Raw genomic sequence first — 23,931 nt, forward strand, 5'->3', positions numbered from 1 at the left:
CCCCCGGGTGCCTTCCTTCCCTCTTCCCTCCCTCCGTTCGACCACTGCCAGGAGTGCACCACCGTGTCGATCATGCTGCCGCCGGGCCTGGCGAAGTTCTTCAGCATCGTGACCGGCATGAAGTGGCCTGAGGCCGACGAGGACAAGCTCCGTACGGCGGGCGACGACTACCTCGCCATCCACGAGAAGGTCCCCGAGCTGCGCGGCTACCTGGTCGAGCTGGTGAAGCTCTGCAACGAGAGCTTCGAGGGCAAGGCGGCCGACGCCTTCATGGACCAGATGCGCGACCTGATCGGCGAGACCAACGGCACCGACTTCGTGACGGCGGCCGGCCAGATGGCCAAGCAGCTCGGCGACTTCGCGCACAAGGTGGCCAACCAGGTCGAGTACGCGAAGTGGATGATCATCGCCCAGCTCATCCAGCTGGTGGCCCAGATCGCCTGGGCGATCGCCATGTCGCCGATCACCTTCGGCGGCTCGCTCGCGGAGATCTTCGTCGCCTACGAGACCGCGGGGGCGGTGATCAAGGAGGTCTTCATCTGGCTGTTCAAGCAGCTCCTGCTGCACGAGTTCCTCTCCATCACCACCGCCATGGTGATGGACGGGATCATCCAGGGCATCCAGATCGGCAAGGGCCACAAGGACCACTGGGAGAAGGAGTCCTTCATCCAGGCGGTCGAGATGGGCGCGATCAACGGCCTGCTCACCGGTCCGCTGGAGCTGCTCACCTTCGGTCTCGGCAAGGCCTTCGGGCGGGTCTTCGGACGCGGCCTCAGCAAGGAGCTCCAGGCCGACCTCAAGGCGCTGGCCGGCTCCGAGTTCAAGGACCTGCTGAAGAACGAGCTGAAGTCGATGAGCGGTGCGGAGTTGAAGGAGTTCTTCAACATCCTGCGCAGGAGCGAGTCGAAGATCGGCGGCAAGGAGGCCGTGGAGCAGGCCAGGGCGAAGGTCGCGAAGGATCTGGAGAAGCGGCTCACCGGAGCGGAGGCCGGGCGGCACAGCCTCAAGGATCTGACCGGGCAGCTCAAGAAGGAGTACCCCGCCAGCGCGGGGAAGGGCATCGAGAACGTCGCGCGGAAGGGCAAGGACAACGCGCTCTCGGAGCTCGCGAAGCAGGTCGAAAAGGTCGAGAACCCGACCGGGTTCGTCGGCCGGGAGGCCGTCGAGAACGTCGCCGAGCACCTCAGCAAGGTCGAGAGGCTCACCCTGGACATGGGGCGGACCTTCGAGCGGGAGCTCGTGGAGCTCGGCGTCGACAGGGAACTCTCCGGTGCCGCCGGGCGATTGATCGCCGAGCGGCTCGCCGCCGCGGGCGGGCGCTACGCCGTTGACCTCGGGACCGTCAACAAGCTGGTGTCGACGCTGGTTGCGGCCAGCGGGAGGATGGAGTCGGGCACGCTCAGGGCCGAGCTGCAGGGCGTCACCAAGCAGATCAGCCACATGCAGGGCGAGTTGAAGCAGCTCAGCGGCGGCGCGCTGGAGAGCGGCCTGAAGGACCTGAAGTTCCTGCAGGCGGAGCAGCAGCACCTCCGGGAGACCATCAGGGCCACCCAGGACCTCGCGGGGCGCGCGGTGAGCCTGATGGACGGGCTGCACCCGCAGACCGCCGGGCAGTTCCTGTACCGGTTCGGCGAGGGCATCGGCAACTACCTCAAGGGCGGCGTCCAGAACGTCGTCTCCGAGGGCGCCTACAACCTGACCTTCGGCGAGAACCACGAGTTCACCGTCAGCGTCGAGAGCTTCTACGGCGGCGTCGCGATGGGCGCGCTCGGCCACCTCGGGCACATCGCCGGCGGCCCGCTGCGGCTGAAGCTCGCCGACCTGCACCTGCCCAACTACGCGCGCTTCCCGCTCGCCGTGGTGTCCAACCTGATGGGCCACCCGACCTCGCTGTGGACCTCCCACCCGGGGGCGCCGGGGAGCGCGGGCGGGCCGCCGAAGGGGATCTTCGTCGGCGACGAGCCGCACGTGAACGGTCCGCTGGACGGCTCGCGGCCGGAGCACCTGAGGACCGACTCAGACGGCTCCACGCAGCCGTCCAGGGAGAGCGCGGCGAAGCCCCCGGCGACCACCCCGACGAGGACGACCGGCGGGGACGACGCGGCGAAGGCGCCCGCCGGCTCGCCCAAGGCCACCGACACGTCCACGCCGGAGCCGCCGAAGCGCAGCACCACGGTCGGCGGCCCGAAGGAGGAGCCGGGGCGCACGCCGCAGGAGGAGCCCACCGCGACGGTGCCGGCCCCGGCGCACGCCACGACCTCCTCGACGGACGTCCCGTCGCCCGTCCACGTGCCGACCGACACGTCCTCGACCGACGTCCCGTCGCCCGTCCACGTGCCGACCACCGGCAGGCACGAGGAGCAGCCGCAGCAGCACGTCGACGAGGGGGACCGGACCGTCCACGAGCCGCGGAGGCCCGACCCCCGGCCGACCGAGCAGCAGCCGAAGCCGGAGCCGCAGCCGGACCTCCAGCCGGAGCCGAAGCCGACCGGGCACCAGGAGCCGGCCGAGACGGGCGGCACCGAACGCCTGCAGTACCTCGACGTCGGCGACGACTCCCACGTCCCGCCGACCGTCGGCCACTTCCTGCCCCGCACCGGACCGGAGCGGCAGCCCGGATGGGTCGCCGGCGACGCCGAGCCGAGCCCGCACCTGCTGGAGACGCTGGAGAAGCTGCCGGTCGACCCCGCCCGCTACACCGTGGTGATCCACACCGACGGCAGCGGCGAGCCGATGCCGGCCGGCGAACTCGCCTCCGTCATCCGCGGACTGGCCGATCTCGGACACCTGTCGGGCGGCCGCCGCACGATCGAGTTCGTCGCCTGCAACCTCGACGGCGGCCCCAACCCCGGCTACGTCAGGCAGGTGATGGAGCAGGTCTGGTCGAACCCGAAGCTCGCCGACCTGAAGGCGGTCGCGGCCGACGGCCCGGTCTGGGTGGCGCCCGGGTTCCAGGGGAAGACCGCGGTGACGGGCCCCGGCACCGGCCACGTGATCGTCGCGGACAAGGTCGGCTTCAACGCGGACGGCCGCCCGACCGTCGTCGGCGGCGGTGAGTGGCACACGTACTCCAAGGGGCCCGACGGCGGCGAGCCGACCGTGACCAGGACCGCATCGCAGCGGCCCGCGGAGTACGAGCACCAGCCCGCCGGCGACGTGAGCCCGATGGACACCGCCGTGCGCTTCGGCACGGACCCGGAGCCGGCCGCGTACCACTACACCGAAGCCCCCGAGCACATCCGGGCCGAGCCGGACGGGGAGCGGGCCGAACAGTGGCGCCGGACCCAGCGGGACCTCCAGGACCAGTACGAGGCCAAGCTCTCCGAGGCGGCCGAGGAACTGCGAACGGACCCGGACGGCAGCGGCCACCGGCGCGAGGACGAGGCCGAGCGGCTGCTGGAGGAGGCCCTGGACGCCCCGGGCCGGTTCCCGGAGGACGCCCCGGCCGACCTGCGCGGAGCGGTCCACGAGCGGGCCCGGGCGATGATGTACGAGGAGCTGGCCGCCCGGCCGCAGGAGCGGCAGCGGATCCTCGGCGACCTCGACGGCCTGGTGCGGGTCGCCGCCGTCCGGGAGGCCGCCGTCCGGGTGGCGGTGCAGCACCTCGACCGGGCGCTGGCCGCCCGGAACGCCCCGCGGATCACCGACGGCGGGACCGGCGTCGCCCACACCCCCGACCACGCCCCGGCGTCCGTCGTGGAACTCGTCCGGCAGGACTTCAGGGCGCGCGCGGACGCGGAGGCCGCCCGGATCTACGCGGACCCGGACAGCCTCACCACCGAGGCCAACACCCTGGCCGGCCAGGCCCTGCGGCGGCTCACCGAGCACGCGCGCGCCGAACTCCTCCTGGAGACCGACCGGGCGAACGCGCTGGCCGAGGTCGAGGAGCGGGTCGGGCGGGCCGTCGGCGACTGGTACGAGCGACTCTCGCCGACCGACCGGGAGATGCTCGCCGCCGTCGGCGTGACGGAACGCGTCGACCTGTCGCCGAGCAGCGTGCGGGCGATCCGGGAGCGGCTGCACGAACGCGTCGCCGCCGACTTCGAGCAGGCGGCGGGCCCGCGCGACGAGGCGACCGGCCGGCGCCGGGGCCACGACGAGGTCAGGGAGCTGTTCGCCCGGTCACAGGCCGACGCTCCGTACGCCCTGCCGCACGAGTTCGCCGTGCAGGCGGTCCGCGAGGCCGCGATCAACCGGGCCGTCGCGGAGGCGGAGAAGGCGGCCGACAGCTGGGCCGAGGACCTCGCACGCAAGGAGTTCGCCGAGAGGTTCGGCGCCGACGAGTCCGACGTGCTGCGCGCCAAGGACACGGTGCTCCGCGAACTCGCCGGGGAGATGGACCGGGCCGCCACCGAGCGCGTCGGCGAGCCCGCCGCACTCCGCGCCGCCCTCGACCGGCTCACCGACCCCGCCGCCCTGCACGACCGGCTCACCCACCAGGCCGCCCGCCTCGCCGTCCGCCGCCAGGCCACGGCCGAGGCCCAGGCGGCCGCCCGCGAGCACGGCCTGTCCCCGCACGCCGCCGACCGCCTGACGCAGGGCCACGGCGACCGGATCGCGCGCGCCTTCGACGAGTCCTTCCGCTCGCACGAGGACCTGGCCGGCCGCCAGGAGCACTGGCAGAACGCCCGCGACGAACTCGTCCGGGAGCTGCGCGAGCACGCGGCCTTCGAGAAGGAGGCCGCCCCCGCCCTGCGCGAGGCCGCCAGGGGCTTCGACGGGCTCGCGGCGCGCCACACCCTCAACGAGGCCCTGACCGACCACCTCAAGCGCGAGTACGGCGACGACTTCATCGCCCGCTACCGCGAACTGTGGACCCTCGACCACTTCGACGCGGCCGGGTGGAACGCCCACCAGCGCGCCCACGAGGACGCCTTCGGCCGCCGGACGGACACCGCGGAGGATCCGGTCCGGACCACCGGCGGCGACCACGGACCCGCCGACGGGCAGCTGACCGTCCGCGCCAGGGACACCGCCGACCTGCCGGGCGGGGACGACCTGACGGTGGCCGTCGCCTCGGCGCTGGGCGCTCCGGTCGCCCTCCACGAGCACCCGCCGGTCACGACCGAGGTCCGCCCCGGCGTGCACTGGCTGGCCGACCGGGGACCGGATCCGCGCGCCACCGACGAGGCGCTCGCCCACTTCCCCGCCGACCCGTCGCACTTCACCCTGGTCTTCCACGGCAAGGGGCCGGACGGCGCCCCCCACCTCGACGGGAAGCCCGTCCCGCCGCACGAGCTGGCCAGGACCGCGCTCGACCTGTACGACCGGGGCGTGTGGGACGGCCGGCCGCTGCGCCTGGCCGGCTGCGACGCCGGCCGCGGCGGGGCGGACTCGTACGCGGCACGCTTCGTCGCCGCCCTGCGCGAGCTCAGGCCGGGGCTGAAGACCGAGGTGGACGCTCCGGGCGGCACCCTGTGGTCGGTGCGCGACCACGCCGCGGGCGACGGCTCGCGCAGGCTGATCGTCACCCGCGACGTCGGCTTCGACGGCAACGGGCTCCCGCGCGTCGAGGCGGGCGGCCACTGGGTCCGGCTCACGGCCCCGGACGAGCACGCCCCGGTGGTGGCCACCGAGCTGCCGGCGCACCTGGACGGCGGGTCCGCGCCGCTGGCCGCCACGACCGAGCACCCGATCGTGGCGCCGGACCCGCAGGCGCACGAGTTCGGTGCCGGTCGCAGGCACCTGTACAACGCACCGGAGTACGAGACCGTCGCGAAGAACTTCGAGCAGTCCGTCGGCCTGCTCGCCTACCGCCACGAAGGGGCGCTGCGAGCGGCCCGGGAGAGCGCGTACCGGCTGTACGAGGTGCTGAAGGCGGCCCACGGCGACCCGACCGGCGAGCAGGTCTACCGGGTCTTCCTGAGCAAGGACCTGACCTCGGCCGGGCAGGTCGGCGAGCACCTCACCCAGGAGGAGTTCCACGAGCTGCTGGCGACGGGCAACCTCCGTGAGCTGATGACCGCCTTCTTCAACGCCGCGTACGCGCACGACGCCACGCGGACGCCCGGTTCGTACGGCCTCAAGCAGGTGCTGAACGGCCTCGCCGAGCACGGGAACCCGGTCGCCCGGCTGCGTGAACTGGGCCTGGACACCACCCGGGTGTCGCAGCAGCTGGACTACCTCAACAGCACCACCCGGAAGCTCTCGCACAAACTGACCGGCGGGGGCGGCTACTTCGACAAGGACTACTTCGCCACCGGCGCGGTCGCGCACAAGGCCCCGCTGGCGCTCCACCGGGAGTACCGGGCCAGCTCCGACGCCCGCACGGAGCGGACCGAGACGGATCCGCCGAAGCCGGACCGGAAGCTCATCGACTTCCGGATGCCGCTGAGCCCCCGGGAACGGCAGTTCCAGAACACCGACACCTCCCAGCTCCTCCACTGGGAGCCGGGCAACCTCAGGCACCAGGTCAACTCGGCCTCCGGCTGGTACGGCGAGACCCGGAACACCAAGGGGATGCAGCTCAGCACCGGCGTCTCGGCGACGACGGCGAAGATGCTCGGCGCGTTCCGCGCGCTCAAGGTCCCGGGCGTCGACACCCAGGACATGCTGGTCGCGCTGGTCGGCTGGATGCTGCCGCTCGGCGACCACTCGCTCTACGAGATCCTCAAGGGTGCCGAACTCGCCGGCGAGCTCCCGCCGGTGCCCTCGCACCTGCTGACCGAGGCCGCCGCGATGTACCGGCACATCCCGGGCCTGCCCGAGAGCACCCTGCGCCGGGAGCTCGGCATGCTCCCGCACGAGTCGGTGTACCACGCCCTGGCGACCCGATCGCGCCGCAACGGCGGCTTCGACGAGGAGGGCCTGGAGTCCCTGCGGCGGGTGTGGCAGCGGATGGCCGAGCCGGGCCACGAGCCGTACTCGTCCGAGCGGGAGTGGCTGACCGACAACGGGCTGACCAAGGCCGAGCTCGGCGCGCGGCTGAGCCTGGCCCACGTCGAGGCGCTCAACATCTACACCGGCACGGCGTACCCGCTGATCAACGTGCTGCTGAAGTTCGACGGACCGCTGCTGCACACCGCGCTGGGCAAGCAGATCGACGCGCTGCTGGCCGGGCCGGTCAAGGGGGTGCCGTCGGTGCTCCTGGGCCACCCGGTGCTCGGCGGGCTCATCACCCGTCCCGAGCGGGAGCTCCGCACGCCCGAGCACTCCGCGGAGATCTCCCGGATGGCTCGGGAACTGCTGCCCGAGATCGAGAAGGAGCTGCGGATCCACGCCGAGATGATCATCGAGGCGCTGGACCGGCTCCCGGCCGTCACCGGGGTCGTCTACCGGGGCGAGTGGGGGCTGGGCCGCCTGGACGGACCGGAGGCCGTGTTCACGGCGGCCAGGCCGGGCAGGACGCAGAGCAGCACGGGGCTGCTCAGCACCAGCCGACTGGAGGAGACGGCCGAGGGCTTCCTGGCGCCCGACGCCAAGCTGGCCCAGTACAAGCTGGCCCACCGGGTCCTGGCCCGGATCCGTCTGGCGGGCGAGAACGGGGTCGACATCACGCCGTTCTCCCGCTACCGGGACGGGGAACGGGAGATCCTGATCAAGCCCGGTGCCCTCCTCACGGTCACGGGCAGCGGCACCGGCAGCACCGAGACCGGACCGTACGAGCGGATCGACTACATCGAGAGCGGAGCCGCGCGGCCGTTCGAGTGGCGGAACGACTCGCCCCAGTGGCCCCAGCCGCTCCACGAGCAGCTCAGGCACCAACTGGCCCACCTCGCGAACACCTCCGACGTGCGGTTCCACCGGGACCTCTGGCCGCTCGCCAAGGCCGTGGGCGCCCATGCCGGGCTGCCGGACGCGCACCGGGCCCACGCGGACGCTCCGGACGAGGTCCTGGTCCGCCGGGCGACCGAGCACCTGTGGGACGCCGCGCGGATCGCCGCCACCCTGCACGACGCCGTCGGGCACACCCTCGCCGAGCTCACCGGAGTGTCCCTGGTCGCGACCCTGGCCCGGACCGAGCTCGGCCTGCCGCCGGACCACCGGATCACCCAGGACGACCTGCGGCGGTTCACCGCACAGGTGACCGGCGGGACCGGGACGGGCGACCACGACCTGCGCCGGCTCCTGGCCGTCGCCCAGGACGTGGAGCACACCGGCCACGCCTCGACCCTGGACGACCTGCGGACGGCCTGGGCGGCCGTCGGACGGGCCGACGCCGAGCCGGTGGTCCCGGGCGAACCGAACCTCTACCTGTTGGGGGACCGGCCCGCGGACTACGACGCGCTGGTACCGCTCCTGAGGACGCTGCAGTTCCGGGACGACTTCCTCACCGTGGTGCTGGACACCGTCGGCGGACGCCCCGGCCTGAACGGCACCGCCCTCACCCCGGCCGAGGCCGCGCACGCCCTGTTCAAGCTCGTGCAGGACGGCAGCTGGGACGTCCGCAGGCCACTGCGCCTGCTGGCCACCGGCCTGGCGTCGGACGCCCACCGGTCGTACGCCGACCAGATGCTGAGCCACCTGTGGCGGATGAACCGGAAGGTCCTGGCACTCGCGGCGGCGGGGAACGTCTGGATCGTCGCCTCGCCGCTCGGCACCACGCACCTCCTGGTCGCCGAGAAGGTCGGCCTGTCCATGATCGGGGACCAGGTGCACCTGGGCCCCGGAGACTGGCTCTGGCTGGAGCACGGGAGCCGGCCGGAGAAGCTCGGGCCGTACTTCCTGGACGAGCGCACCGAGTTCAGGGTGGGCAACGGCGAGGGCATGCCCTTCGTCGGCCCGTCCCCGCACGCCGTCGGGCTCGGCGTGGACGTCTCCTCCTGGGGTGCGCACCCCGGTCCGGACCCGGCCGAGGACCAGCCGGGGCACGAGCCGGGGCAGGACTCCGAGGGGAGGATCATCGAGCTGGACGACCTGCTCGAGGTCGGCGGCCCTGCCGCGCACGTGCCGCAGACGGGGGACGGGAGCACCGCGGCGGGGCAGCAGCCGGGGCCGGTCGCCCAGGTGCCGCATACCGTTCCGCCGGCGTCCGGCCCGGTCGTGCACCAACTGCCGGGTGCCGGCTGGGTCCAGCAGGGCCGGCCGCTCACCGACACCTCGGGACGGTTCCACGGCTGGGTGCTGGACGGCACGGTGCTGCCGGAGTTCGGGTACGTCGAGGGCACGTACCTGACGTTCGAGATCGTGGGCCGCACCGACGCGGACGGCCTCCCGGTGGTCGACGGGCACCAGGTCACCGCCTGGGAGATGGCCAGGCTGATCGCCGATCTCAGGACGCACCGGTACTGGAACGGGCTGACAGGGCTCGAGTTCGCCATCCCGCGCCTGGGTGCGACGCAGAACGGCTTGTACCTGGCCATGGTCCAGGTCTACCTCTCCATGGCGAACGTGAGCGTCACCGTCCGGGCGCCCAAGGAGGACCTCTGGTTCATACCGTTCCCGGGCCGGCACCTCGACGATCCCGCGCATCCCGGCGGCGGCCGGACCTTCGTCGCCTCGACCTCGGTCGGCTACGACGCCCACGGCTTCCCGGTGGTCGCCACGGGCGGCACGTGGATGGTCGCCCAACCCTACGAGGGGCAGGGCGGCACCAGCGTCTCGATGGCGCCCGCGGTCATCGAGACGCCGGCCGGCTACTCGGGGGTCCCCGCCGAGCGGGTCGTCACGGAACTCCCCTCGGAACTGCGGCTCACCGGACCGGCCCCCACCTCGCCCCCGCCGGCCGAGGCGACGCCGCCGTCGTCGCCGATCCTCCCGCCGTCGTCGCCGGTCCTCCCGGCCCCGGCGGCGACCGGGCAGGACGGGCAGGCCGTGGCGGGCCGGCCGCCGGTGGGCCTGGGCGGCGGCGAGATGCCGGTGCCGGGGCCGCTGCACGAGTGGGTGCAGGCGCTGGACTACCTGTCGCCGGAGGAGCGGCGGCAGCTGGCCTCGGAGGAGGCGTACCTGACGGGTCTGCGGGAGGAGTTGGAGCCGCAGGACTTCGCGCAGGCGGCGGTGAGGCTGCTGATCGAGGTCGATCCGCGGACCCACCAGCCGGTGGCGGCGCGGCGGACGGCCGAGGAGCTGCTGGCGCGGATGCTGGCGGACAAGGTCGTCGCGGAGCGGTTGGTGGCGTCCGGCGCCCGGGTCGTGGTGGTGCCGCGCGACGTCCCGATGACGGACGTCCCGGGGTTCGTGGCGTCCGGGCACGGTACGGGCGACGGCCGGGACTGGTCGGTGGTCCGGGGTGCCAGCGGTCGCGGGCTGGTGCTGATCACGGAGGAGAACCTGCTGGGTGCCCGGACGTCGGTGGGGCCGGACCCGGCGCATGCCGAGGGCTACTCCACGTCGGTGCACGAACTGGCGCACGCGATCCACGAGTTCGGCCTCACCGAGGCGCAGCGGGGGCTGGTCGAGGAGGCGTTCCGGGAGCGGAGCGACGCCGACGCGCTGACCGCGCTGTTCGGTGCGGAGGACGTCACGGCCTGGCCGGACGGCGGTCTGCGGGACGGGAACGGCGACCGGGTGGGGAACTACTCGGCGCGCGACGAGCACGAGTTCTTCGCGCAGCTGGTCACCGCGTACTTCGGGTACAACCACGGGAACGACCCGGCCACGGGGCTGGCGCGCAACAACGGCGCCGAGTGGGTGCGGGAGAACGTGCCCGAGCTGGTGCCGCTGCTGGAGGACCTCTTCGGGCCGGACCCGCGCGCGGACCACCCGGAGCCGGCCAACCAGGTCAGCCGCACCGCGGCCGAGGAGCAACTGTTCGACGGTTTCCGGGAGTTCATGAGCTCGGCCGAGCGGGGCAGCCGGTCGGTCGTGCGGCCGAACGAGGAGGAGCTGTTCGGGCGGTTCCGGGCGTTCATGGAGTCGGTGGAGGGGGAGGGCCGGCCGGTGGTGCGGCCGGGCGAGGAGGAGCTGTTCGGGCGGTTCCGGGCGTTCATGGAGTCGGTGGAGGGGGGGAGCCGGCCGGTGGTGCGGCCGGGCGAGGACGACCTGCTCGACGGGTACCGGGCGTTCATGGAATCCGCGACGCGGACCGAGGGGCCGCACGAGGACGACGGCGCGGTCCTCCAGCCGGGCGACGTCGTCACCGAGGCGAACGGCACGCAGCACACCGTCCTCGGCCCGGTGCTGCCCACCCGTCCGACGCGGATCGACGAGCACGGCCTGGCGGCCTCGGACGTGCTGATCGGCCTCGGCAGCGCCCGCACCCAGCTCCTGGAGCACTTCACCGACCGGTTCGCCCGGGTCCTGCACGGCGAGGAGGCGGCGGCCAGGACGCTCGCCGAGAGCCTGTTCGGCGCGGAGACCCTCCAGGCCAAGCTCACGGCCCTGTCCCGGGGCGAGGTCTGGGACGTCCCCTTCTCGATCGGCACCTGGAGCGGCACCGTCCGGGTCGCGGCCGACCTCGGCCGCAGCACCTTCGTCAGGTCGGCCGACGACTTCGAGTTCGAGTACGGCTCGGAGCGGCAGACCTCGGTCGGGGTGACCGGCGACCGGCTGCTCCAGCTGAACGCCGGTGTCCAGGCGAAGTTCAAGTTCGGCAAGCCGGCCGACCTGACCGAGACCGTCGGCTACCAGCGCGACTGGCAGCACGGCAAGGCCGACGCCCAGGCGAGCCGGATGGTGGCCCGCGGCAAGACCTCGGAGACCGCCGCCCTGTTCGACACCGTCTTCCAGCTGAGGGCGGAGTTCGTCGGCCTCGGCCGGCGCACCCTCGGCGTGTTCGGCGAGGTCGCCTCGGAACCGGTCCCGCCGGTCGACGTGCGGGCGCAGGTGGCCGTCCCGCTCCGGGAGACCGGCGCTCCGCGGCCGGCCGTCCCTCCGCTGCTGCCCCCGCCGGGGGCGGGTCCGGGCGGCGGAAGGCTGTCCGGTTCGCACATCGTGACGGACGTGTGGGCGCTGCCGCACACGCCGGAGGCGACCGTGGGGCCCGAGGGCGTCCAGCTCGTCGACCTGAACGCGGCCGGGGGCGCCAAGGGCATGTCCGGGTTCGTCGCGGGCTTCGAGGCCCAGGCGAGGGAGCACTTCGGCAGTACCTGGCCCGCGCTGAAGGCCAGGCTGCTGGAGCAGGTCGACCTGGGCGCGCTCCACCAGGACCTCAAGGCCCTGATGTCGGGCGAGACCAGGACGATCGAGGTGGACAGCCTGACCGGCCCGAAGGCCGTCATCACCCTGCGGAACGCCCGGATCCACACGATCGGGCCGACGGCGGAGCTGCCGCCCACCGAGTTCAACATCGCCACCGGGACGTCCCGCTCGCACGTGGAGCAGGACACCACCGGCAAGGGGTGGCAGTTCCCGCTGGTGGGCACCGGGACCGGATCGGCGAAGAACGGCGGCGGAGGCCTCGGCGGCGGTGTCAGGACGGGTCGGGACCGGGTCGTGCTGACCGGCGGCGGCGACGAACTGTCCCTGGGCACCAAGGTGAAGACGGCGGGAGTGGTGTTCGAGGGCGAGGCCCGGATCGAGGTCGAGTTCGGGGCCTTCGGCACGGTGCGGCGCGTCCAGGCCCGCTCGGTCGACGCCGGGCTCGGCTTCCGGGTGGTCATCGACCGGTCGGAGACCAGCCCGGCCGCCCCGGACCAGGTCGCCCCCGCTCCGCACCCGGACCACGCCGCGCTGCCGCCCGGCGCGCTGGTCCCGCACCCGCCCGCCGGGATCTGGCACGGCTCGGCCGCCTACACCGGCCTGCCCGAGACCACGGTCGTCCGCGACGTGCGCAGCGTCGCGCCGCTGCACGCCAGGCTGGACGAGATCGGCCGCGCCCAGCTGGGGGCGAAGGCCTGGGCCGGGGTGCGGGAGGACGTCCTGCGGGCGTTCTCGCAGTCGGCCGTCGCCGCCCACCTGGTCGGCATGACGCAGGAGGTCCCGCTGCGCAGCCCCGCGGTCGCGCTCGGCCCGCTGAGCAAGCTCGGCATCGGCGTCACCGCGCACGTCACCGCGTTGACGTACCGGCGGGAGCAGGCGTCCGCGGACCTCAACCCGGTGCGGGAGAGCACGACCACCGAGTCGAAGCGGCTCCTCGACTCCGACACCTGGAACGTCTCGGGCCAGGGCTTCGGCAAGGGGCCGGTGCACACCCGCGAGGACGTGCTGGACGAGAGCGGCAAGCCGTTCACGGACACCCTCCAGGGCACCGCCACGGTCACCCGCGAGGTGCGCGACCGGGACGGCTGGCGGGGCGGTACCTCGGCCAAGAGCTACGCGAGCGGCAAGTACCGCAGCGCGCAGGTGCTGTACGACGCCCGGTTCGAGCTCCAGCTGACGGTGAACGGCAGGCCGCACGGCGAACCGGTCGCGCTGGACGCCGCGCTGAGCATGGAGCAGGCGCACACCCGGCCCGTGGCCCGGAACAGCCGGGTCATCGGCAACCCGTTCGACGGGGCGGCGCCGCCGCGCTCCGACGTCCCGCGGCCGCAGCCGGAGAACGCCGGGCAGGCCCCCGCGAACCTGCGGGTCCCGGACCGGCTCGGCCACTCCGACGTGGTGCTCGGCGTCGGCCGGCGCGGCCGGTCCGTGCTGGACGCGGTCCAGCACGCCCTCGGCACGGCGGGCCCGGTGTCCGCCCAGGCGTCCGTCCGCCTGGCCGCCCGGTTGGACGGGGCCGGCCTGACCGCCTCGCTGTCCCGGCTCAGCCGGGGCGGCACGCTCCGGGTGCCGGTGGACACCGGGCACTGGAAGGGGACGGTGGAGGTCACCGTCGCCCCGCTGGCCCTGCGGCACCAGCGGACGGTGGAGGGCTTCGAGTTCGAACTCGGGAGCCAGCAGCGCACGATGGTCGGCTACAGCTGGGACCGGCTGAACCGGTGGCGGATCGGGGCCGCGCTCAAGGGCACCGTCCCGCACGTGACCGTCACCGGCGAGTACGCCCACACCAGGGACAGCGTGCGGGGCCTGACCATCGAGCGCACCGGCGGTACCGGAAGCCGCGGCAAGAGCGTGGAGACGGCCGAACTGTTCGACGGGGACGCCGTGTTCAGCATCCGGTTCGTGCCGGACCGGTTCCAGCGTGCGCTGGCCGGGACGACCGCGCAGGCCCCGGTCCTGGTGGCCGCGCCGCACCGCGAGGTGGTGCGGCCCCCGGCCGACCACAACCCGGCGGCCCGCCAGCTCCCGGACAAGCGGCTCGGCTCCTCCGACATCGTCACCCGGGTCCACCTGGAGGGCGCGGACGGAACCGTGCACACCGGGCCGGAGGCGGTGGCCACGGTGGTCGCCGCGCTCCAGCCCAAGGGCAGGGCGGCGCTCGGCCGGGACTGGGAGGGGATGAAGGCCAAGCTCCTCGACGCCCTCGACTTCGACGCCCTGCACCCGCTGCTGAAGCCGATGACCTCGGGCCACGAGATCGTGCTGACGCACGGCCGCAGCACGGTGCGGATCACCGCCTCGGTGGACCGGGTGACCAGGTCGGGCGACGCGCCCCAGGTCGAGTTCAACATCGGTGCCAGTACCCAGACCGCCTTCACCAGCTCCGACGCCGGCGGCAACGCCGGCAGCGGGCACGCCGACGCGCTCGGGCTCAACGTGCTGGGGAACCTGGGCACCGGTGTGTCCCCCGTGGTCGGCGGCGGTGTCACCCACACCCGGCGGCAGGACACGCTGGAGTACCGCCGGGACGTCGTGACCACCGGAACGGCCGTCAAGACCAAGCTCGCGGCCGAGGCGCACCGCGCCGTGATCCGGCTCTCGGTGGTGATGGAGCGGCGTCCCGCCGTCCCGCTGCCGCTGGAGACCCGGCCGGTGGTGCCCGCCGCCGAACCCCCGCGGTCCGGACTGCCCAGGGTCGCCCACCGCCTGGCCGGGGCCGGTGACGCCGTCGTCCCGCAGTGGCGGCTGCGCCGTACCGTCGCCGAGACCGTCATCCACGCCGACGTGCTGACCGAGCCCGGCCGCACCACACCGGACGCCACCGTGCCGGGGCGCCGGCGCGGCCCGGCACTGCCGCGGGAGCTGCGGGTGCCGCCGGCCGAGGTCTTCACCTCCGGCCTGCGCCCGGGGGACGTGCTGCGATGGCTCGGCGACACGGCCGGCCTGCGCAGCCTCCTGCGGACCGAGGGCCCGCGCTTCTTCGGCGAGGGCACCTGGAAGCGGCTGGAGCCCGTCGTCTCCGGCGGGCTGAGCCACGCCCAGCTCTCCGCCCTGCTGACCCCGGCGGTCGGAACCCACCACGGGGCCGGCGCGGCGGCCGGCCCGCAGCGGGCGGTCGGCACCCCGTCGGTGAGCCGGCGCTGGTTCGTCGACGACGTCGAGGTGACGGTCAAGGCCTCGCTCGTCCAGCTGGAGTACCTCGGGGACAGCACCAAGGCCGCGCTGAGCCCGGCGAACGAGTCGGGCGGCGGCAGCCGGAGCACGCGGCTGACCGGCCGGCAGTGGAACGTCCGGGGCCAGGTCGGCGTCCAGGGCGACGTCGGCGGCCCGGTCGAGGCCACCGGTTCGGTGCTGCTCGGCGGTGCCCACCGGCAGCGGCTGGGCACCGTCACCGACGCGGGCGGCCGGTTGGTGGCCAACGCCAAGGCGAACACCCCGATGGCCCGCTACACCGGCCACGTCCAGCTCGAACTGACCTTCCACAAGGGCGGCGACCCGACCGGGCAGACCCCCGGCACCGAACGCTCGCTGTCCGGACTGGTGCCCCTCGAACTGGAGATCCCGCACGCCGACACCAAGCCGGGCGTCTCGCCCGAGGACCACTGGACGCAGTTCACGCCCGAGCACCCGGACGGCCAGGCGGTGTCCCGGCGCCCGGTCGGCGTCCAGGTGGCCCGCGCGCTCGCCCCGCACCACGATGGCGGCGTCCACGTCCTGCGGGACCCCCTCGCGGACCGGGCCACGAGCGAGAACCTCGAACGGAGCGTGGGCCGGATCCAGGACGACCCGCGCTACTTCACCGTCGCCTACCACTCCGTCACGGAGAACGGGGCGCCGGGCTGGAACGGCCGGCCGCTGCACCCGGACGACATGGCCGACTCGCTGGCGGAACTCCACGCGGCCGGAACGTGGGACGGCAGGCCGCTGCGGTTCGTCGCCTGCGACGCCCAGGAGTACGTCACCCAGGTGCTGCGGGCGCTGCGCGAGCGGCTGCCCGGCGTGGAACTGGAGGCGTACGCCGCCGGCGGCAAGCTCTGGGTGGTCCAGGACCAGGGCCGCACCCACCTGGTGGTCGCCGGGCGGGTCGGCTGGGACGCCTCCGGCCGGCCCCGGCTGGAGCCGGGCGGGCAGTGGCAGCACCTGAGGCTGCCCGTGGAGGAGGCCGGGGGCCAGGTGCCGCCCGTCGACGACGGGGCGGGCGTCCAGGCACCGCGGCCGGGCGACGCACCGGTCGTCCAGGTCGTCGGGACGCACGGCGCGCAGCTGCACGACCCGAACCCGCTCCCCGAGGCCACGCAGCAGCACCCGATCACCGACCAGCGGGACCTCCAGCCGCTCGGAGTCCCCAAGCAGGCGCTCCACTCGACTCCCGAACACCGGCGGCGCGCCGAGGAGTTCGAGGCCAGGCTGGGCGCCTACGCCTTCGCGCACCCCCGGGCGCAGGCCGCGGCCCGCAACGCCGTGCAGCGGCTCTACGACGCCCTGGTGGCCGCCAACCCGGGTACCCCGGAGGGTGAGCTCTACAAGGTCTTCCTGAACAACGACAGGAAGCCCCAGGAGGGCGCCGCCGGGCAGGTCGGCGAACAGCTCGGCCTGGAGGAGTTCCGCACCATGATGCGGACCGGCAACACCAGGGAGCTGCTGACCGCCTTCTACAACGCGGCCTACGTCAAGGACTCCGCGCTCGGACTCAAGCAGGTGCTCCAGCGCCTGCTGGACTCCCCCGACGCCGCGGCGCGGGCCGAGGCGATGGGGCTGGACCAGCGCGAGCTGAAGAGCCAGGCGGACTTCATCAGGAGCGGGACGCGCTCCGTGCTGGCGGTCGTGCCGGGCCTCAACACGATGTTCGCCAAGGACCACTTCGGCACGGGCACCGTCATCAAGCAGGGCGCGGAGCCGCTCAAGGCCGGCGCGGAGTACCTGGCGAGCCTGAAGGCCCGTCAGGAACGCGACCCGGCGCCGCCCAACGACCTGACGGCGCAGGGCCTCCAGGACCGCGGCATGCCGCTGAGCCCCCGGGAACTGGCGTACCAGCAGACCGTCGGCGACGGAGCGGCGCTGACCTGGAAGCCCGGGCGGGCGCACTTCGTGCTCAACGAGAAGTCCGCCTGGTTCGGCGAGGCCCACCACGACAAGGGCATGCCGCTCAGCACCGGCATCTCGGCCACCACGGCGAAGATGCTGAACGCCTTCCGGCTGCTCAAGGTCGGGGACAGCACCCCGCAGGACATGCTGCTGGCCCTCGTCGGCTGGATGCTCCCGCTGGGCGACCACTCGCTGTACGAGATCCTCAAGGGCGCCCAGCTGCTGGACGAACTGCCGCCGATCCCGTCGAACGCGCTGTCCGACGTGTCGGCGCTGTACCAGCACATCCCCGGCATCCCGCAGCAGGAGGTGCGCACGCGGCTGGGCGAGGACGGCATGCTGCCGCACGAGGCCGCGTACCACGAACTGCTGCACAAGCCGCGCTCCGAGGGCGGCTGGCGGGACGAGGTGGTGGTGAACGCCCAGCGCAACCGCGACGGCTTCACCACGGCCGCGAACGACCTCGCGCAGGCCCCGAAGGTGGTGGCCGACTGGCTGGCCCGCAACCCGCTGACCGCCCGGCAGGTGCTCGACCTGCTGACCCCCGCGCACTTCGACGCGCTGGCGGTCTACACCGGCCCCGCCTACCCGCTGATCAACGTGGCCCTGCGGTTCGGGCCGCTCACCCGGCGCAGGGCACTGGAGTTCCAGATCTCGGAACTGCTGGTCATGCCGGACCCGAACCGCCTGCCGTCGATCCTCAGGCGCGACCCGCTGCTCGACCCGCTGCTCGGCAAGCTGCCCCGCGACCGGACCGCCCAGGACCGCAAGGACCTGGCGAACGCGGTCAAGGAGCGGCTCCCGCAGATCGAGCGCGAGCTCCTGGCCCACGCCGAACTGATCTCCGAGGCGCTGGCCAAGCTCCCCCCGTACTCCGGCGAGCTCTGGCGCGGGGACCGGGTGGTGGGCCGGCCGGGAGGCGTCGGCCGGCGGCTGTCGCCCTCCTACGGAGGGGAGACCTTCGAGAACCCCGACTTCGTCAGCACCACGACGGAGCGCCGGACCGCGATGATGTTCATGGAGACCCGCAAGGAACTCCCGTTCACCTACCGGGCCCTGCTGCACTTCTCGCTGAGCGGCGGCGGCAGCGCGTTCGACATCCAGCCGTTCTCGGACAAGCAGGGCGAGGCCGAGGTCCTGATCCGGCCCGGCAGCACCTTCGACCTCGGCGGGCGTCAGATCCGCGAGTCGGCGATGCGGGAGCCGTACGTCCAGATCGAGGCCACCGAGCGGGTCACGCCCTCGCCGTTCCCGAAGACCGACGAGGCCGACCGGCGCCTGCACGAGGTCCTGGCCGGGCTCGCCAACGTCCCCGAGCTGCGCACCCACGACGACCTGTGGCCGCTGGCCCAGTACATCGGGGCGGACCACGGGCGACCGCTCGCCGACCGGGTCGCCGACCTGGTCTCGGGGGAGGCGGCCCGGCGCGAGGCGAGCATGAACGCCTGGCGCACCGCCAAGCTCGCCCAGGAGCTGCAGCAGGGCACCGACCGGATCACCCTCGCGCGGCTCACCGAGCTGCGGCGGACCGCCGACCTCGTCCGCGAGGCCCTGCGCCTGCCGGCCGACCACCAGGTGACCAGGGCGGACCTGGTCGACTACGTCCGGAGGCTGAAGGGACCGGACGGCGGCGAGGTCGAAGCGGCCGACCTGCGGGCCCTGGTCGACACGGTCGACCAGCTCAAGCGCCCCGGCCGCCCGGTGACCCCGACCGAGGTGGAGCGGCGCTGGCGCGACCCCGGGTACGAGCCCGGCTCGGACCTGACCGAGCTGGAGACCGCGGCGCTGTACTGGGTCGGCGACCGGCACGCCGACTGGCGGACGCTCACCGAGTCGGTGTTCCCGAACCTCCCGCACGCGAACGACTACCTCACCCTGGCCATGCACACCTCCGAGGGCGTGCCCGTGCTGGGCCACGTCGTGGTCGCCCCGGCCGACATCGCGAGCGGTCTGCTCAGGCTCTACGACGAGGGCGGCTGGGACGGCGTCAAGCCGGTGCGCTTCGTCGCCTGCGACCTCAACGCGGTCCAGCCGGACCGCACGTACGTGCACGAGGTCATGGAGCACGTGTGGGCCCGGCTGCCGCAGGCCGTGGCCTACGCCGCCGACGGCCGGGTCTGGTTCGTCCCGCCGGTCGCCGCGGCGGGCGGCACGTCGGGCCACCTGGTGGTCACCTCCGCCGTCGGGATGGACGTACACGGCCGTCCGGTGATCGTCCGGGGCGGCAACTGGTACCGCATCACCGAGCACGCGACCGAACCGCTCGGCCCCTACCTGGGCGGCGGCGACACGTCGTACCCGCAGGCGGACCAGGGCGACGTCCACGGCGAGATCGCCGGAGCGGTGAAGTTCGCCACCGACACACCGCTCGACCAGCCGGTCCACGACGGCGACGGGCCCTCGTCCGCCGCGCGGCCGTCAGCGGCGGCGGCCGTCCGGCACGCGGCCTTCGACGAACCCCGGTACCGGCAGCACGCGGAGGACTTCGAACGCGACCTGGGAGCCTGGACGGCGAGCGACCCCCGGGTGGTCGCCCGGGCCCGCGAGGCGCTGCGCCTGATCGCCGAGGAGACCGGGGCGGAGGGCGCCGCCGGCCTCGTCGCGGGCGGGAGCCTGCACGAGGTGATGCGGGAGTTCCACCGGCTGGCCGGTGACGAGCGGTTCGGGGCCGGCAGGCCCGAGGTCCCGGAGGGCGACGCCGCCCGCCACGCGGCCCTGCGGGAGCAGGGCATCCGTACGGTCGGCGGAGCGGCCTCGCACGCCGCGGCCGTGGCCGTGCACGCGTACCGGCTCCTCGGCCAGGGCGACCACGACCTGTTCGCGCGGGCGCTGTACGGCTGGCTGCTGCCGGACGGCGAGCACTCGCTGCACGAGGTGGTGGCGGGCATGCGGCTCGCCGGCGCCTTCCCCGGACACCGGTACGCCGACGGCGCCGAGCTGTACCGGAACGTGCCGGGAGTCCCGCCGGCGGAGCTGCGCCCGCCGGTGGAGGGCTGGGACGGGCCGGTAAGGCCGGCGTTCGACCACCCCGCGCCGGAGTCGCTGACGGCCGGGCTGCCGCACGAGCGCACCTACCTGGAGTGGGCCCGCACCTCGCGGGAGCTGACCGGACCGGCCCTCCAGGAGGCGCACGACCGCTGGGAGGCGCTGACCGGGACGGACCCGCAGGAGGGACTCGGGGCGCCCCCGTACCTGGAGTGGATGGCCCGCAACGGCGTCGCGAAGGCGACGGACGTGACCGACCTGCTGGGCCCCGCGCACTTCGCGGCCCTGCACACCTACACCGGCCCGGCCTACTCGCTGATCAACGTGCTGCTGGAGCACCGGGGCCCCGATCCCGTCCCCGCGCTGCGCGGGAAGATCGCGGCGCTGATCGCCAAGAGCTACCGCGACCCGGGCACCGCCCTGCCGAGGTCGGTCACCGAGCTGCCCGAGCTGCGCGAGGGCATGCTGGCGAAGGCCCAGCCGTGGAGCCTCGCCGAAGCCCTGACGGCCGACCAACTGGCGGGCATCCGGCACGAGATGGCATTGCACAGCCATCTGCTGGCGGACGCGCTGGCGCTGCTGCCCGCGGCGCGGGGGACGCTGTACCGCGGTGACGGCACCCTGGAGGACCCGATGCGGCCGGCCGGCCGCCCCGCCGGTCCGGGGTACGGCGGCGACGTCATCCTGACCCGGACCTTCGCGAGCTTCAGCAGCAACGAGAACACCTCGCTGGGCTTCATGCGGAGGTACGACGGCCAGGACGAGCACCGGGTCCTGCTGGAGCTGGAGGCCACCGGCCTGCACGGCCGCGACATCGCGCCCTTCTCCTCGCACATGGAGGAGGAAGAGGTCCTCTTCCTGCCCGGTGCCCGGATGCAGGTCGTCGAGCGGACGCTGACGCGGACCGACGACGGCGTCACGTACGTCCGGCTCCGGGCCCGGGAGTCGGCGTCCGACCACACGTCCGACCACACGGACAACACGGCTCCGGTGACCGCGCTCCGGCGAGCCGGGGACGACACGGACGGCACGGAGCTCGCCGAGCGGCTGCTCAGCCACACCATCACGGACGGCACGGGCCGGGAGACCGGGCAGGCGCTCTTCGACGAGGCCGACTGGTCGACCCGCTCGGCGCTGTACCCCGAGCTGAGCGGGATCACCACCTTCGTGCCGCGCTCCGCGGACGGCTTCGCGACCGGGGCGCCGCAGCGGGTGCCGTGGGACGGGAAGCACACCTACTTCTTCGCCGCGCACGCCGGTCCCGAAGGGTTCGTCCTCCCGCTGGCCGACGGCACCGAGGCCCACGGGGTCACCGGCACCGAGGTCGGTGCCCTGCTCAGGCGCCGGCTCGCCGACCTCGCGCTGAAGGCGGTCGACGCGCACGCCGACGCGCCCGGCGGCCCGCACGACGAGGCGGAGGCGGACGGCGACGGCGCCCCGGCCCGCAGGCCCGCCTCGATCACGCTGCTCAGCTGCGAGTCCGCCGAGCACGCCCAGGCCGTCGCCCGGCAGACCGGGCTGCCGGTCCACGCGCCGACCGGCCGCACCGGCGTCAGCGGGAGGCCCGGCGGCCCCGAGGGGCCGTCGACCGCGAGCCTGTACGTCAAGCCGGGACCGGACGGGTCGGCGGGGCTGTTCCGGACCTTCTACCCGGACGGCGCCGGCGACACCCGGGGCGGGACGCCGCCGCCCGCCCCGGGCACCGGCCGCCCCGACGGGCCCGCGCCGACGGCGCACGCGCTGGACAACACGGGCGACGGCGAGGGGTCCTCCCCGACCGGCCCGGAGATCCTCCACTACGAGACCGGAGAGGTGGTCCACCGCTTCCCGGGCGGCACGGAGGTCCACTACCTGGCGGACCGCGAGGTGCACTACCTCGCGGACCACAGGGTGGTCGAGCGCTACCCGGACGGCACGGAGATCCACCTCCACCCGGACAGCACGGAGCTCCACTACCTCCCGGACGGGACGGAGGTCCACCGCTTCCCGGACGGCCGGGTGGACACCTACGACGGCGCCGGACGGCTCGTCGAGCGGTACCGCGCGCCGGAGGCCCACCACCACGGGCCCGGCCTCCGCCCGCTCGACACCGTGCTCGACGAGCGGAACGTCCTCCTGGACCCCGACGCCGGCGAGTCCGGGTTCCCGCTCGTCCCGGGGGATGGAGTGCCGCACGCCGCCCGGTGGCTGCCGGAGCGTCCGGTGGCGACGGACCGGGTCGTCGACCTGGACGCGCTGGGCGAAGCCCAGTCGGTGCCGCTGCTGTGGCGGCAGGACACCGGCCACCTCTACCGCTGGGAGCGGCAGCGCTCCGGCCTGGTCGACTACCCGGACGTCTTCGCGACCGGGCTGCGGCCGCGGCAGGAGGACCGCCACCCCGACCTCCAGGACTACGTGGGGAGCAACGACGCGTCCTCGCTGGTGAGCACGACCCGCTCGCGCACGGCCCAGCACGAGGACTGGGGGACCTGGTACCGCTACGTCATCGACGCTCCGGGCGGCATCGACGTCAGGGAGACCCTGAACCGTCCGGGCCTCTCGGAGGAGGAGCAGGAGGTCGCGTTCCCCGGGGGCATCGACGGCCGGTACATCGTCGGCGTCGAACTGGTGCGGGGCACCGTGCTGGACCAGGAGAGCGGCCGGTACGCGGAGACGGTCGAGTTCGTCCCGAACGAGGACTACTGGCCGGACCACCGGGCCGTGGAGGAGATCGAGGCGATGCGGGCGACGGCGCCCGGCGCGGAAGCGGAGGAGCACCCGGGCGGCCACCCGGCCGACCACTCGGCCGACGACATCGAGAGCGTCCTGAACGGCCTGGGCGGCCTGAGCGTCCAGAACGCCGACGACTCCTCCGTGGGGTCCGACTCCGACAACAGCGCGGTGCCGCCGGGAGGCGGCCACCCGCTGACGCTGGACCAGTCGGACCCGGCCGTCTGGGCCGATCCGGCCAACTGGGCCCACTTCGGCATCGGCGGCACCCAGGCCGCCGACCTGTTCTGGCACTACGGGGGCTGGACCATGGACACCGCGGAGTTCGACGCCATGCCGCGGGCGTTCCGGGAGCGCCTCGCACAGCTGGAGCTGTTCGGGACCGACCAGGAGAGGCTCGGCCGCGACGCGTACTACGACGACCAGGGGCTCGAGCCGATGGCGCAGCTCGTGCGCGAGCTCAGCGAGGCGGAGCAGCAGGCGCTGGAGTTCTACACGGCTCCGAGCGAGACCGGGGACGGCGAGGTCGCCGAGGACTTCTCGTACTTCGAGGTCAAGCAGGCCCGGTGGTGGCTGACCGCCCAGGGCCTGGACCACACCGGACTGCCGCCGGGCCCGATGAGGGACGTCATCGAGCGCCTCGACAACGCCATCGAGCAGAGCCCGGTGACGGGGGACCTCGTGGTCAGCCGCGGAGCGCCGTACGTCGGGCAGGGGCTGCACCCGGACACCCTGCGGGTGGACCAGGTCGTCACCGAGCCCACCTACGTCTCGGTCTCGGCGGGGAGCCGGCTGCACGGGGCGTTCGGCCAACGGCTCATCCGGCTGTACCTGATGCTGCCCGACCGGACCCCGGGGGCCTTCCTCCGCGAGGTCTCGCACAGCCCGGCGGAGAACGAGATCCTGCTCGGCGCCGGACTGCGCTGGCGGCCGGTCCGGATCATCCCCCCGGAGCGCCCCCTGACGGGACCCCTGGACGGCGGGGAGGCGGACGTCCCGCCGGAGAGCCAGTGGATCGTCTACGGCAGGGTGGAGCCGCCGGACGACGGCGACGAGGACTTCGACCCGATGGAGGACGTGGCGGGCGCGCCGTTCGCCCCGAACCCCGACTACGGCCTGACCGACGACTGACCG

At 73.9% G+C, this 23,931-nt stretch carries 1 protein-coding gene; it reads left to right on the forward strand.

Annotated elements, in window-relative coordinates:
- Window positions 1-72 precede the first annotated feature (72 nt).
- A complete protein-coding gene (locus ACZ7RU_RS14685; protein WP_470341561.1) occupies window positions 73-23,928 on the forward strand; it encodes a scabin-related ADP-ribosyltransferase in 23,856 nt (7,951 codons plus the stop codon).
- Window positions 23,929-23,931 lie beyond the last annotated feature (3 nt).

This window comes from Kitasatospora sp. NPDC114501, assembly GCF_055633695.1.

What these genes read in the sequence shown, in the direction of transcription:
- ACZ7RU_RS14685 (WP_470341561.1), top strand. Translation starts at nt 73, where the DNA reads ATGCTGCCGCCGGGCCTGGCGAAGTTCTTCAGCATCGTGACCGGCATG.